Source organism: Comamonas avium, assembly GCF_014836675.1.
Lineage (GTDB): Bacteria > Pseudomonadota > Gammaproteobacteria > Burkholderiales > Burkholderiaceae_C > Comamonas > Comamonas avium.
The window spans coordinates 490,751-504,301 of record NZ_JACSQK010000001.1 but is presented as its reverse complement, the minus strand read 5'-3'; the positions used below and the strand labels follow the sequence as shown (position 1 = coordinate 504,301).

Sequence of the window (13,551 nt, the reverse complement as noted above, 5' to 3'; positions counted from 1 at the left end):
CGCTTTACAGACTGCCCACAAAGAACTGGGCGATGGCAGCAGCAGCCAGGAACACGCCCGCATTGGCCAGCAGCGAGACCACCACAATGCGCCAGCCCAGACGACGGAAAGCCGGAATGTCCTTGGCCAGCGACAGGCCGGCAAAGGTCAGCATGGTGGTAATCATGGCAAAGAAGTTGACCTTGCCAGTCAACGCAGCCACTTCTGCGGCATAAGGCGTGCTGGGAAAGGTCATGGCCATGGCCACAAAAGAGATCCAGCACACAGCAGGCAGCTTGCGGCGGGTGCCCAGATAAATCAGGTCACCCACCAGCACCACACCAATCATGATGGCCACGCCGGGCAGCGCATCCAGCATGGGAATGCCATGGCCTACACGGTTGGCGATCAGCACCGTCAGGCCACCCATCACCCAAGACAGCAAGCGCATGCCCAGCTTCAGGTACGGGGTGTGCACTTCATCCACAGGTTGCTGCGCTGCACCATTGTCAATGGCCACTGCTTTGCGGTTGCGGCCCAGGATCGGCTCCAGCCAGCGATAGGCGCGCACAGCCAAAGGCAGCGAGATAAACAGCGTCAGATATGTGCCCAGCGTCGTAGCGATCAGGTTGGCCGCCGCTGCGTAAGTAGCGATCTGGTCTGCCATTTCAGGGTGCTGCGCGGCCACCGCGCCTACTGCAGCGGCAGTCATCGAACCCGAACCCACACCAGCGCCCATGGCCAGTGCGAACGGGTGAAAGATATTCAGGCTGGTCACCAGCCCCGCCAGCAGCGAGATAAAAATGGCGCCAATCAGCGTCCCGGTGATGTACTCGGCCAGCACGCCACGGCCTTCGGGTGAATCCATGCCAAAACGCTCACCCACAATGGCCAGACCGGGTTCACGGCCAATCGAGAACGTGGCACCAATGGCCTCGCGCTTGATACCCAGCAGCAATGCCACCGGCATGCCCAGCAAAATACAGCCAATCAGATTGCCCAGCTCTTGCAGCGCCAGCGCCCAGCCCACCTTGCTCAACTGTGGCAAAGAGCCACCCACCAGCAGACCCAGCTTGGCAATGAACAGGAACAGCGCGCACGACAGCACGGCTGCAGCAAAGTGCTGGCCATGCAGGTCCAGCTTCACAGGCCGTGGCAAGCGCTGGTGCAGCAAGCCCAGCACCAAACCAATCAGCAGTGCCCAGATCATGGGCAGCAACACCACCTTGCCAATACCCAGTTCAATGGGCAGCGGTCCCATCCACTCAGACAAAGCAGCAATTACCAGCGCCAGTGCAAACACCTGCACAACGCTACCCATTTTCACGGCCGACTTGTCGGGCTGAAAGGTTTTAGACATCGGAAGACCTTTTTTGCGGACACGCAAACGCCTGCGTGCCGCGGTTGATATGAATAGTGGGACAGCTTAGTCAGAGCGCAAACACCCCTCCCGCGCAACTGGCAAAGACTATATCCGTGCCTCGATTGCGTTAAATTTTGTTTTCTGTTCTAAAAAAAAGAACACAATCTTGCCCATCTGCCATTCACGTTGAGTGCATACCCATGCCTGCATTTCAAGACTCCCGAGCGCGTTACCTGTATGAAGCCGTCACCTGCGGCAGCGTGCGCCATGCCGCCGAGAAGCTGGGCATCGTGCCTTCTGCCGTCAGCCGGCAGATCAGCCTGCTGGAAGAAGAGCTCAGTTTGATTTTGCTGGAGCGCCATCGCAGCGGTGTGGTGCCCACACAGGCGGGACAGCTCATTTTGGATTACTACCGCCAGCACATTGCCCACCAGCACGACATGCTGGCCAAGGTTGACGCCCTGCGTGGCCTGCACAGTGGCACGGTCAGCGTAGTCAGCGGCGAAGGCTTTGCGCAGGAGTTGATTGAAGGGCCGATTCGCGCTTTTCGCACGCAGTACCCTCAAGTGTCGATTGCACTGGAGATTTATGGCACCAACGACATCATGCGCCGCGTGCGCGAAGACGATGCAGAAATTGGCTTGGTCTACTACGCGCCTGCCGACAGCCACATCACCGCGCGCAGCACTGTGCGCCAGCCCATGCACGCGATTGTGGCGGCCAATCACCCATTGAGCAGCGCCACCAGCACCACACTGCAGGCGCTCACCGACTGGCCGGTTGCCCTGCTGCAAGGCGTTTACGGCATTCGGCAACTGGTGGAATATGCCGAGCAGACAGAGAAAATCCGACTCAGCCCAGCGCTCACCAGCAACCTCATCAGCGTGCTGCTGCGCTTTATCACCAGCAGCCAGGGCGTAACTTTGCTGCCCCAGTGCGCCGTCACCACCGAACTGGCCCAGGGCACGGTGCGCGCCATTCCCGTTAACAACCCTGCATTCACACACGCAGAGATGCAGCTCATCACGCGCACAGGCCGCCAGCTCTCTCCGGCAGCCAACCGGTTTCTGGAGTTTTGCCTGCAAGGCATGCAGGCTTTTCGCGAAGCGAAATAAGCGCTGCGCAACTGGTGCTCCCCTCGCCTTTTTGCGTGGCCGCACTCACACTGGCTTAGAAATTGCATACAGCTTTGGTACACCAACCCCATGCGCTGATTTATGCCCTCTGTGCTCTTGCTCAACCCCAACACCAGTACGCAGACCACCCAGATGATGGTGCAACTGGTGCAGGCGCAATTGCCCGCAGGCTTTACGGTCCACGGCATGACCGCCACGCAGGGTGTGCCCATGATTACCAACGAAGCGCAACTGGCAGTAGCCGCCCAGCAGGTGGCCGACTGCTGGCTGCGTGCCCAGCAAAAAGGCCCGTGGCACGGCGTAGTGCTGGCCTGCTTTGCCGATCCGGCACTGCACTGGCTGCGCAGCGCCACCGGCGTGCCCACCGTCGGCATTGGCGAAGCTGCCATGCGCGCGGCCAGCCATAGCAGGCAACCCTTTGGCATAGCCACCACCACCCCCGATCTGGAGGCCGTCATGCATGCCCAGGCCCAGCAATTGGGGCTGGGCCAGCTTTACACCGGCGCGCGTTACACCCAGGGCAACCCGCTGCAACTGGTCGCACACGCCAGCGCACTGCAGCAGCAACTGCGCCACGCCGTGCACCAATGCGTAGACGTTGACGGTGCGCGCAGTGTCGTCATTGGCGGAGGCCCCTTGGGTCAGACTGCGCATGCGCTGGCCCACAGCATGGATGTGCCCCTGATTGCCCCGCTCGACGCCGCCGCGCAATGGCTGCACAACGCACTGTCGGCGCAGATGCACTGACGGCCCACTTTGGCACGCCTTGGCCACCCTTGGAGCCAGCACCGGCTTATTCCTCCGCCCTTTTGATACACCCTGTTTATCCACCCTCGCCTTCACAGCCATGACTCTTACATTGCGCAAACTTGCCTTGAGCCTCTTGAGCCTGACCGCCCTGGTCAGCGGTGCCACCCATGCCAGCGGTGTGCTTGAACAGATTGAACGCACCAAGAAAGTGCGTATTGCCATCCCGACCGACTACCCGCCCTACGGCATGGTGGGCATTGACATGAAACCGCAAGGGCTGGATATCGACATGGCCCGCTACGTGGCAGGCAAGCTGGGCGCCAAGGCAGAGCTGATCCCCGTGGTCAGCGCCAACCGCGTGCCCTACCTGCAGACCGGCAAGGTCGATATCGTTATCTCTACGCTGGGCAAGACCGAAGAACGCGCCAAGGTGGTGGACTTTTCGCACAGCTACTCACCATTCTTTCAGGCCTTGTTCGCTCCAAAAGCTCTGGCTATCAAGGACTGGAATGACCTGAGCGGCAAAACCATCTCGGTCACGCGCGGGGCCATGGCCGATGCAGAACTGACCAAGGTGGCCCCTGCAGGCGCGCAAATCCGCCGCTTTGAAGACCACATTGCCACTGTCTCGGCCTTTGTCACCGGGCAGGTGCAAGCCATTGCCACCAGCGCAGGTGAAGGCGACGCCATCAAAAAACAGGCCGCCAAGCTGGACAGCGAACTCAAGCTGATCCTGAAGGTCAGCCCCAACTTTATTGGCGTCGCCAAGGGCGAAGCTGCCTTGCTGGAGCGCATCAACGCCATCGTGCTGGAGGCCAAGCAAAACGGTGAACTGGATCGCCTGTCCAAAAAATGGCTGGGCCAGCCTGCGGGTGACTTGCCTCTGTAAAGCTTGTACAGGCTGCGCAAAAGACACAGCGGCTCCACGCATCTCAACCCAATTGGCTGTCAGCGCTTATGCAACAAGCGCTGACAGCTATTTTTTTATACTTTTTTGACTCACCACTCACCACTCACCACTTACCACTCACCACTCACCAAAAACCGCACCACCTTGATTGGTGGGTTGCACCATTTGGGCAGGCTACTGCGGCGGCATGGGCTGCCCACACTGGCCGCAAAAGTTGTCGCCCCGCCTGACAGCATGGCCTGCACTGCAACTGCGCTGGCCTATCAAGCTGGGTGTGCGAAGCGTGGAATACATCATGGCAAAGGCCAGACCATAAAACAGCAGCCACAGCCCCGAAAACATGCGCATACGGCCCAGTGCGTCTCCCGTACCAGCCCCCGTCAGACCCATGCCAAAGCTCACAAAGAAATTGATGAACGTGTAGATGAACAGGCCGTAAGCCGTATTGCGCATCCATGGCGGGCACCCCTGCAGCGCCTCCGACCACGAAAACTGAACAACACCCTGACCAGCTCTGCCGCCATGGCGCTCTGTCATGCGTTGCGCCACCCAGGCCGTGGGCCACCACACCACAAAGATGCCTGCGGTCATGCCCACTTGCACCCTGTGCAGGTGCTGCACCACGGCAGAAGGCACAGGCCAGTGCAGCAGTACCCAGACATGCGCCACTAAGGCAACGCACCACGCCGCCAAAGACAGCCACTTGACCGACACCAGCAAACGGTTCATGCAAACGCCTCCGCCAGCACAGCCTTCAGGGGGCGTCTCAAAACATCCAGTTCAGTATTCATCTGCACGAAAGCCTCTGTACATATTCAAAGCGCAATGGCACCTGCGCTCTGGGGATGGGCAGCCGCTGATTGCAACAACGGCGGTGAATGTGCTGCAGGGGGTTTGGTGCGCACGCAAACGCATCAATCACCCGCCAGCAGCATCTTTGAGCGGGGAAGTGCTCCTGGACACCACCCCCAGTTTCAGCCCCAGCACGCCCAGCACCTTGTTGAGCGTCTGCACCGTGCCCAGACTGCGGCCCTGTTCAATGTCCAGCAGGGTTTTGGCATTGATGCCCGCCATCTTGGCCAGCTCTGCACTGGTCAGGCGCATGGTGCGCTTGAGGTGGCGCACGGACTGCTGCAGCGTCCATTCCGGGTGGGCCAGCACATCGTCAATGGCCTGTTTGCGCAGCATGAGCTGCTCGGGCAGGCTGAGGGTGTTGTAGCGCTTGTCCATCATTCATCTCCTTGCACCGCTGCAAGCGCGTGCATGCGCTCGGCCATTGCACCCAATCCGCGCTGCAGATGGGCGTGAACATCGGCTTGTAGCCCCAGCGCCACGCCCTGCTCGGCCAGCTGCGCCAGCGGGGCAGCCATGGCGGCCAGGCCCTGCGCCAGCGCCGTGCGGTTGAGTTTGCCTTGCGGGTCGTTGTCTGGACTGCACACGGCATCCAGTACCAGCGGCCAGTCTGGCTGGCCGTTGTCGTTGCCCTCCCAGCGAATGCGTCGGGCAATACCGTCGGGGTGCAGGTACATGGGGGCAAAGTCAAACAGCGGTGTCAGCGCCACATGGCCCTCAAAATCGCGCTGAATGGCGGTGTTGCGCGCGTGGTTGTCCTTGTTACCCAGTGCCAGGTTGGCCACATCGCGGCGCAGGTACTCCAGCACCTCGGCCTGTGGGTCTGTACAGTGCGCCACCAGTGCGCGGCACACCGCATCATGGCTGGGCACGCTGTCAAAACCGTTGTGCCCTGTCAGCGAGGCAATGCTCTCTTGCGCCAGGCGCTTGACGCGGCGGCCTTGTGCCGTCAGTTGCACGCGGCGGTCAAAGCGCGGAATGAACAGCACACGCCCGCCCTCCAGCCGCAGCGGTCCGTGCACACGCAGGCCCAGCAGGCGCGCCAGCTCCATGTACACCGGCTCGTGCCGCAAAATTTGCGCCAGTGCCGCATCACTGCCCCGGCTGAACTTGACGACGTAGTGTCTGGCCGCCTGCGCATCGGGCAAGGTGTGGTCCAGATGCAGCAAGCCTGCGTCGTCCAGCGTCAGCAGCAGCTTGGGCCACTCGCCCTGCACCCCCGAAGAGCCCGCCACAAACAGCCCGTGCTGCGCCAGATGCTCGCTGAACTCTTCCACGCGGGCAGACACCTCATCCACCGCAAAGCCCCGCACCATGGCTCCGGGCTGCGTCGCCCACTGCGCAGACTGTGCATGCAGCCACTGGGCAGCCTCTTTCACCCGCATATGGCCAATCGGGTTGCCAGCGCCAGCCAATAGCAAGGGCCAGTCGCCCGCCTGCTCCAGCGTAGTGGGCAGGCCCAGGCGGCGCAGCAGCTCGGCCCGGCCAAAGCCCTGTGGCAGCATGTCCATCAGCCACACCGGCCAGTGCGCGCACTCCAGCGGCTCCAACCCCACGGGGTAGTTCACGCTCAGCGCATGCGCATCACGTTGACCAAACTGATCGACCGACCAATCCACCGCATAGCCCGCATAGGTCTTGGCACGCCAGCCCTGCGCGGCATCACCCCACAGCGACACCGACGCCACATCGTGCCACTGGCCTTGCGCATGAATTTGCAATGTACAAGTATTCATTGGAGGTTTTCTATACAAGTTAGATGCATCAACGTGCACAGTATGTATAGAAAAATACTGAAATGCCTGTTTGTGGTTAATTACCATCAGTGCCTTGCAGCACCTTAATCGTCATCTATTTAAGTATTTTTCTATACAAATTGCCTTCACAAACAGACTTTGTTTATATATAAAAACTCTCAAATACAAAACACGTTGATGTTCTAAAACTCAAACGAACATGCTTGAACGAGCGCTAACCCGGCAACCGCAGCGCGCATGACCACCATCATTTCGGCAGGCTGTGCACGGTGCTCGCATGCACAGGCTGCTACCCAAATCATCACAGCAACAAAAAAGGCCAGCGAACACGCTGGCCTTAATGTCTGAACCTTCTGCACTTCACAACCGCGCAGAGGGTTAGCGCCTTGGGTTTACGCCGCGCTGCTTTCCAGTACGGGGTAGTCGGTGTAGCCCGTGGCATCAGCGCTGTAGATCGTGCTGGGGTTCAGTGCATTGAGCTCCGCCCCACGCGCAAAGCGCTCGGGCAGATCGGGGTTGGCAATAAAGACGCGGCCAAAGGCCACGGCATCGGCAGCGCCGTTGGCAATCACGGCTTCGGCCTGCTCGGCGGTAAAACCGTCATTGGCAATGAACGTGCCCTGGTACACCTTGCGCATGTGCTGGCCAATAGGCAGCACGCCGTCTTTGAGCTCTTCACGCGAGAAGATAAAGCCCAGCTTGCGCGCCGCAATCTGCTCTGCCACGTAGGTGAACAAGGCCACAGGGTTGCTGTCGCTCATGCTGTGCGTGTTGCTCATGGGGTTCAGGTGCACGCCAATGCGCTCGGCGGGCCACACTTGCAGCAGACCATCCAGCGTTTCCATCAAGAAGCGGGCACGGTTTTCAATGCTGCCGCCGTACTGGTCGGTGCGCTGGTTGCTGCCGTCGTGCAAGAACTGGTCAAACAGATAGCCGTTGGCGGCATGCACTTCAATAAAGTCAAAGCCCGCTTCTTTGGCGTTGCGTGCGGCCTGCACAAAGTCCTGCACCACCGCTGCCACCTCTTCGGTCTCCAGCGCGCGCGGCACGGCGTAGGGGCGCTTGGGGCGCAGCACATTCACATCACCCTCGGCAGCAATCGCACTGGGGGCTACGGGCAGCTGGCCATCGAGCAGCTCGGGGTCAGAAATACGGCCTACGTGCCACAGTTGCAGGGCAATATGGCCGCCTTCAGCGTGCACTGCGTCGTTCACGCGCTTCCAGCCTGCTACTTGCTCAGCCGACCAGATACCGGGCGTGTTGGGGTAGCCAACACCCATGGGTGATACGGAAGTGGCCTCGGTCAAGATCAGCCCGGCACCCGCACGCTGACGGTAATACGTCACCTGCAAATCCCCCGGCGCACGGCCTTCAAAGGCGCGCATACGCGTCAGCGGAGCCAGAACCACGCGGTTAGGCAAAGTGACAGAACCAATCTGGAAAGGCGTTTGGAGTTGGGACATGGGAGCAATCAGACAGTGAAAAATCCAGCGCCGCCAAGCGCCAGAAAAAATTGAGAACGCGGCACCCGCCGCGCTGTCAGTCACAAATGGTGCTGGAGCCAAAGAGTTCAAGAGCGCCGTTCACGCAATCGCTGCAGCTTGCACAGCACCCTTCATTGGTCGCTGCGGAATTGAAGCCAAATCAACCCTTAACCCTTACACAATAAGCGCAAGCAGCTATGAAAACTATTAAAACAAAAAGCAGCCAACGGCTGCCTTGTTTGCGAATGCGCGCCTAAAGAGTCGCGAACTTTACAGCTTCCACCACCCCACCATGCCCAGCGCCGACAAGGCCCACATCGCCATCAGCACATGCCGCTGCCAGCCCACGCGCTGGCGCAAGGTGGTGAAAAAGAACACCGCGCAAGCAATAGCCACCAGAGCCGCCATGATGGGCAACCACGCCATCAAGGCATTGGCCCGCTCTGCCCCCGTGCCACCGCCCGCCATGGTGGCCAGCAAGGCCAGCGGCAGGCAACTGGTAATGGTCAAGGTAAACGCCGCCAATGCATACGCCCAGCCAAAGCTCAGACCAAAAAGAGAGGGGGACGACGATGGCTGGTTCATGGGAGGTAGATATTTGCTTTAAAGCGGGTCTTGGAGCCGCACATACGGCTGCGGTAATTGAAATTAGCACTCTAGACAGGCATGAAGCCGCAGACTGTATGCGGTCATATGCCTCGCCTCAGTAAGGCAGAGCACCAACACATCGAGTGTAATTGTTAGTGGCGCTTACTCAGACGCTCTGGCTTGCGCACTTTTCGTTTCACCACCACTGCGCTAGGCTTCGCCATCACACCTCACCCTGCTCTGTACCATGCCCGACTTGCAGCACCTGCACCACCACTGGCTCCGCGCTTGGAATGAGCTGCAACACACCCCGCCGCTGGGCCTGTACGAGCAGTTATTGCAGGCTTACAGCGAGCCACAACGCCACTACCACACGCTGCAGCATCTGGCTGAATGCCTGCAACTGCAAAGCGACAGTGCCCATCTGGCGCAGCACCCTGCGGAAATTGCCATTGCCCTGTGGTTCCACGATGCGGTGTATGACGTCAAAGCACATGACAACGAAGCGCGCAGCGCTGACTGGGCGGTTGCCACCTTGCAAGCCGCAGGCGTGAGCGTCGAAGTGCAAACCCGTGTGCATGCGCTGATCATGGCCACCGAACACACTGCCGTGCCCTTGGCGGGCGATGCAGCTTTGCTGGTCGATATTGACCTGGCCATTCTGGGAGCTGCCGTCGCACGCTTTGCCGAGTATGAGCGGCAGATTCGGCAGGAATATGCGTGGGTGCCGGAGGAAGTTTTTGTGGAAAAGCGGCGTGCTGTGCTGCAGGGCTTTTTAGATCGTGCGCGCATCTACAGCACCGCCCACTTCCGCGAAATACTGGAAGCAGCTGCCCGTAACAACTTACGCTGCGTACCGCAAACAAGCTATAGGGGTTCATAGCTAAATATCCGATATCTCTTATGCAGCCTGCGCTAGCAGCTATCAAATTTTAAAGATTAACCCTTTTGTACGCGATAATAATGAGCACCGGGCATATCAGCTTGTCTCAACCGCATTCATAAAAAACTCTCGTGCTTGTAAGCTTGTGATAGATTTCACTTCTACTCAGTTAAAAATCGATTTTCACTTCATTTACCAATTAGCGATATAAAAATTATAAAATACTGAATTTTTTGAAAAAGTAAAATTTCATACCTACATTCATCAGCAAATTAAATAACACCATCTATCTTTAATTAAAAACAAATAACATGAACTCGGAATCATTTAAAGAATACAATGCTTGGCCCGTTGAATTTCAAAATTTAAAAAAAATTACCAAAAAAGAGATAGAAGAAAAAATAAAATCACATACATTTATTTTTAAAAATTTTTTTATAGATGAACTCATAAGTATAGAATCTCAAGAAATTAATAGTCACCTTATTTTTGAAAATTGCTTCTTCCCCAAAAGGTTTGAAATTAATCAATCATCCTTTAAAAACTCACTGCAATTTAAATCTTGCAGAATACTAGATTTAGTAATTAGAAATTCAAAATTTCATGGTGCGATTTTCTTAAAAAACAATCTAATAGGTAACTTCGAATTAAAAAGAATAGAAACAAAAAATCAAATAAACATAATTGACAATACATTCACAAAGAAAAACAAAATTTTATATTTCACAGATATTAAAAGCAATGATACGATAAACATTAAAGACAGTAGCTTTCAAAGTGGAATAAGTTTCCAGCACTCTAGCTTCAAAGCATTAGTTTTTGAATCCGTTACAATTAATTCAGAGGATAAGTTTTCAATAAACTTAAATGGAACACAGTGTAAATCATTTATAAACGTAAAAAAATCCACAATATCAAGTCAAATACAACTTATTAACTCAAATATTGAGGATAGCTTTTTTATTGAAAAATGTAAAATTCACTCATTACGAAAGAGCGAATCAGCTTTAACGATACAAAGGTCTAAAATATGCAATTTTATATTTCACAAAAACAACATTTATGGATCTATAAATTTAAGTTCGAACAGCTTCTCCAGAATACTAGATCTACAAAATTCTTACATATTAAACGACGGAAGACTTGAAATATTTGACTGTCAAGTAAACTCACCATCCGTATTAAACTCACTGCATTTAACTGGCGGATTGCTAATTGCATCGAGTAAATTTCAAGACATTTTAAAAATAAAGGATATTTCACACTCATCTGCCCTTAACAAAAAAAATGAAGAATACTTAATAGAAATATCGCACAGTGAATTTCAAAAAAACTTAACCATCGAATTAATTTCATCTAAAAATCCATCAATATCTTTTACAAACTCTAATTTTCATAAAGATCTTATCTTAGAGAAAATAAATTATTTTTCATCGAAAAAATCTATTGCCATTATAGATTGCGATATTAGCAATAGATTAATCTTGAGTACAGTAAATGAAATTAGTAATTGCATTTTTAAAAATTCATATTGCAAAATACTTGAAGATGAAATAACGAGCTGGAAATGCAATAATATTTTTATAAATTTTAATTACTGCTTAATTTCTGAAAACTCAATCATTGATTTAAAAGAAAGAGTAAAGTGGATCAAAAATATAAGTCATACTAGAAAAAACCACGACGACTGCTATGCAATACTTTTAAAGTCATATAAAGAAATGAATTTGCAGCATCAATTCAAAGAATTATCTTTTAATATAAGCGATCATAAGAGGGAAATTTCAACAGGATATAACAGATTAATTCTTAGTGCATACAAAAATCTTATTGGGTATGGATACAAACCCAATCTTCTAATTAACTACATTTTATTCTTTATATTTTTCGGATCTTTAATCTATTATTTTGCCGCTGAGAGATCAATAATTACACCAAATCAAGCAATAGTATACACAGATAATGATATAAAGATTTGCTCAAAGGAAAATTGGATTTATTGCAAAGAATTACCAAATGAATATCCAAGCTTCAACCCTTTAATTTACTCGATTGATACAATGCTACCATTCGTTGATTTGGGCCAAGAAAAAAGTTGGAGTATTAAAACAAATTCGAATAAGAAAGATTTTTATGAATCAATTTCCACAATGGAAATTGGAAACATAATTAGATGGTTTCAATGGATACAAATCCTATTTGGATGGCTTTCTAGTTTGATAATTATTGCTTGGTTCTCTGGATTTATTAAAATTGATAAAAACAATTAAAAGTAATCAGCCTAAATATTGTTTAATTTTAAAACACTTAAAACCAAGTATTAATTCACTCACCTAAAAGGCACACCGGGACAAGAACAATGCGCGCGCAAGCGACGCGGATTGTTTTAGGAAGTCCATCATATTTTCGGTGGCTGTTTGAGCAGAGTGACGAAGGAACGCCGCGAGTTCCGCCGGAAAGCCGTCGCCAGAGTTATATCTTTGGTTACTTTCTTGACGCAACCAGAAAATAATTCACCTGCGGTGAGCGAAATCATCTCCTTCACCCTGTAGCCAATCACAAAAATAATTAAGAGCCGAATCACTCTTTAGACCTAAACCGAGCAGCGCACTCAGCTATCAAAAACGCAATGAAAAAGTCAGCCCCCAGGCCCGAGGCGGCCCCCCCCCTTCTTGACCTTGATACCTTGCACCTTGGCCTGGTCATCGGCCAGGCTCACCCATGCCACTTCGGGGTCGGTTGCGCCTGCAATGTGCGTGCGTAGGATGTGCTGATCGATTGACTGCAAATAGCCAGCCTACGGCTACACCGTTTTCCCACAAGCATCCAAGCTGCCAAACATCAAAAAATGTATTTTTGAATAATCAATATTATCCAGAAGAATAATTAACAATAGATTCAAACCATTGAGGTCAAATAAATCACCACTGCATTTTTATATCAAAAAGATTTAGATATCATTTCAATAATATTGCTATGAAGTTGCAATGGTACTTAACAAGCCTTAATTATTTAATAACTTGGCTCAAGAAAATAGTCTTGCAAAGAAACCTTTGCGTTTGTGCTTCTCTTCCAACTCTTTCACTATCTCCTCTTTCATTTTCTGCTCGGTCGTTTTAGTGTTCTTGTTTCGCATGCGCTGGTACGCCTTGACGGTATCCACATAGCCACGGTCTTCGTTGCGAATGTGGTTGAACAACCAGCGCGACAGCATGCCGTGCAGTTCGTTGGCGACATCTTCGCCCGCTTCGAAGCGCTGCTGTATTTCAGTAACCCGGCGTATAAACAGCTCATGCACGCGCTTGTGAGGCCCTGAAAACATGTACCCCGCTTCTTCAATCATGGCCTCTTCAAAAGCAAAATGTGAAAGGGTGTAGTCCACGGTCTCTGCAATCACGACTCCCAGCAATTTTCGGTCAGGTGTTTCGCGCAATGCGTAGAGTCGATTGATGTAATCAGCAATACGCCTGTGCTGTCTATCAATTTCTTCAATACCAATATTGAGGGCAGGAACCCAATTTAAAATAGCCATAAACTCACCTCCTCATTTATCGCTTTCATCTGAAATTCCAGACAACATTTATCAAAGCGATATGCCTTTAATATTATTTACGTATGATTTAAGTCAAAACGCACATAAATTATATGTAATACATGTTTCCAGACATTGCTGCGCATTGCATATTCTTTACTATGGCTTCTAAAAGTAAAATTATTTACTATTATTATTAGTTACGTAATATGAAAATATTTACATATTAACGGACAAGTATCTGCTTTTTTAAGCCATAGAGACTGACTGAAAAGTGACCTATGCCCGCCCCGCAGCAGTAGCTGGTCTGGGCAGCA

13 protein-coding genes are annotated in these 13,551 nt (G+C 52.4%); 5 read left to right on the top strand and 8 right to left on the bottom strand.

The genetic code is table 11. The annotated features are described in order from the left end of the window. Positions 1-4: 4 nt before the first annotated feature. Positions 5-1,339 (bottom strand): DUF3100 domain-containing protein, encoded by a 1,335-nt coding sequence (locus tag H9646_RS02230; protein WP_191721685.1) that lies wholly within the window; start codon positions 1,337-1,339, stop codon positions 5-7. Between the two features lie 203 nt (positions 1,340-1,542). On the opposite strand from H9646_RS02230, the gene H9646_RS02225 reads away from it, so the two are divergent. The 3 genes from H9646_RS02225 to H9646_RS02215 all read left to right on the top strand — a co-directional run bounded on the left by H9646_RS02225 (position 1,543) and on the right by H9646_RS02215 (position 4,117). Beyond that, complete coding sequence (locus H9646_RS02225; RefSeq protein ID WP_191721684.1) at positions 1,543-2,457, top strand: LysR family transcriptional regulator; 915 nt, start codon at positions 1,543-1,545, stop codon at positions 2,455-2,457. A gap of 102 nt (positions 2,458-2,559) precedes the next feature. Next, positions 2,560-3,225 carry an aspartate/glutamate racemase family protein gene (locus tag H9646_RS02220; protein WP_191721683.1) on the top strand — a complete coding sequence of 222 codons (666 nt, stop codon included), beginning with the start codon at positions 2,560-2,562 and terminating at the stop codon, positions 3,223-3,225. 100 nt (positions 3,226-3,325) lie between these two features. Beyond that, on the top strand, positions 3,326-4,117 hold the full coding sequence (locus H9646_RS02215; RefSeq protein WP_191721682.1) for a transporter substrate-binding domain-containing protein: 792 nt from the start codon (positions 3,326-3,328) through the stop codon (positions 4,115-4,117). 195 nt (positions 4,118-4,312) lie between these two features. Here the strand turns inward: H9646_RS02215 and H9646_RS02210 are convergent, their stop codons facing one another. The 5 genes from H9646_RS02210 to H9646_RS02190 form a co-directional block, all read right to left on the bottom strand. Continuing rightward, positions 4,313-4,867, bottom strand: a complete 555-nt coding sequence (locus H9646_RS02210; RefSeq protein ID WP_225213919.1) for a hypothetical protein — start codon at positions 4,865-4,867, stop codon at positions 4,313-4,315. A 189-nt stretch (positions 4,868-5,056) separates the two neighbouring features. Beyond that, positions 5,057-5,368 (bottom strand): helix-turn-helix domain-containing protein, encoded by a 312-nt coding sequence (locus tag H9646_RS02205; RefSeq protein ID WP_191721681.1) that lies wholly within the window; start codon positions 5,366-5,368, stop codon positions 5,057-5,059. Beyond that, on the bottom strand, positions 5,368-6,726 hold the full coding sequence (locus tag H9646_RS02200) for a type II toxin-antitoxin system HipA family toxin (protein WP_191721680.1): 1,359 nt from the start codon (positions 6,724-6,726) through the stop codon (positions 5,368-5,370). Before H9646_RS02200 ends, H9646_RS02205 begins: the two co-directional genes overlap by 1 nt. A gap of 413 nt (positions 6,727-7,139) precedes the next feature. Continuing rightward, positions 7,140-8,210 (bottom strand): alkene reductase, encoded by a 1,071-nt coding sequence (locus H9646_RS02195; RefSeq protein ID WP_191721679.1) that lies wholly within the window; start codon positions 8,208-8,210, stop codon positions 7,140-7,142. Between the two features lie 291 nt (positions 8,211-8,501). Next, on the bottom strand, positions 8,502-8,816 hold the full coding sequence (locus H9646_RS02190; protein ID WP_191721678.1) for a hypothetical protein: 315 nt from the start codon (positions 8,814-8,816) through the stop codon (positions 8,502-8,504). A 250-nt stretch (positions 8,817-9,066) separates the two neighbouring features. Between H9646_RS02190 and H9646_RS02185 the strand changes: the two genes are divergently transcribed. Next, positions 9,067-9,702 (top strand): HD domain-containing protein, encoded by a 636-nt coding sequence (locus tag H9646_RS02185; RefSeq protein ID WP_191721677.1) that lies wholly within the window; start codon positions 9,067-9,069, stop codon positions 9,700-9,702. 311 nt (positions 9,703-10,013) lie between these two features. Then, positions 10,014-11,972 (top strand): hypothetical protein, encoded by a 1,959-nt coding sequence (locus H9646_RS02180; RefSeq protein WP_191721676.1) that lies wholly within the window; start codon positions 10,014-10,016, stop codon positions 11,970-11,972. Positions 11,973-12,340: 368 nt separating this feature from the next. Here H9646_RS02180 and H9646_RS02175 read toward each other — a convergent pair whose 3' ends face one another. Both H9646_RS02175 and H9646_RS02170 read right to left on the bottom strand, forming a co-directional pair. After that, positions 12,341-12,490 carry a hypothetical protein gene (locus tag H9646_RS02175; RefSeq protein WP_191721675.1) on the bottom strand — a complete coding sequence of 50 codons (150 nt, stop codon included), beginning with the start codon at positions 12,488-12,490 and terminating at the stop codon, positions 12,341-12,343. 237 nt (positions 12,491-12,727) lie between these two features. Then, complete coding sequence (locus H9646_RS02170; protein WP_191721674.1) at positions 12,728-13,234, bottom strand: bacteriohemerythrin; 507 nt, start codon at positions 13,232-13,234, stop codon at positions 12,728-12,730. Between the last annotated feature and the right edge of the window lie 317 nt (positions 13,235-13,551).

What these genes read in the sequence shown, in the direction of transcription:
- H9646_RS02230 (WP_191721685.1), bottom strand. Translation starts at nt 1,339, where the DNA reads ATGTCTAAAACCTTTCAGCCCGACAAGTCGGCCGTGAAAATGGGTAGC.
- H9646_RS02225 (WP_191721684.1), top strand. Translation starts at nt 1,543, where the DNA reads ATGCCTGCATTTCAAGACTCCCGAGCGCGTTACCTGTATGAAGCCGTC.
- H9646_RS02220 (WP_191721683.1), top strand. Translation starts at nt 2,560, where the DNA reads ATGCCCTCTGTGCTCTTGCTCAACCCCAACACCAGTACGCAGACCACC.
- H9646_RS02215 (WP_191721682.1), top strand. Translation starts at nt 3,326, where the DNA reads ATGACTCTTACATTGCGCAAACTTGCCTTGAGCCTCTTGAGCCTGACC.
- H9646_RS02210 (WP_225213919.1), bottom strand. Translation starts at nt 4,867, where the DNA reads ATGAACCGTTTGCTGGTGTCGGTCAAGTGGCTGTCTTTGGCGGCGTGG.
- H9646_RS02205 (WP_191721681.1), bottom strand. Translation starts at nt 5,368, where the DNA reads ATGGACAAGCGCTACAACACCCTCAGCCTGCCCGAGCAGCTCATGCTG.
- H9646_RS02200 (WP_191721680.1), bottom strand. Translation starts at nt 6,726, where the DNA reads ATGAATACTTGTACATTGCAAATTCATGCGCAAGGCCAGTGGCACGAT.
- H9646_RS02195 (WP_191721679.1), bottom strand. Translation starts at nt 8,210, where the DNA reads ATGTCCCAACTCCAAACGCCTTTCCAGATTGGTTCTGTCACTTTGCCT.
- H9646_RS02190 (WP_191721678.1), bottom strand. Translation starts at nt 8,816, where the DNA reads ATGAACCAGCCATCGTCGTCCCCCTCTCTTTTTGGTCTGAGCTTTGGC.
- H9646_RS02185 (WP_191721677.1), top strand. Translation starts at nt 9,067, where the DNA reads ATGCCCGACTTGCAGCACCTGCACCACCACTGGCTCCGCGCTTGGAAT.
- H9646_RS02180 (WP_191721676.1), top strand. Translation starts at nt 10,014, where the DNA reads ATGAACTCGGAATCATTTAAAGAATACAATGCTTGGCCCGTTGAATTT.
- H9646_RS02170 (WP_191721674.1), bottom strand. Translation starts at nt 13,234, where the DNA reads ATGGCTATTTTAAATTGGGTTCCTGCCCTCAATATTGGTATTGAAGAA.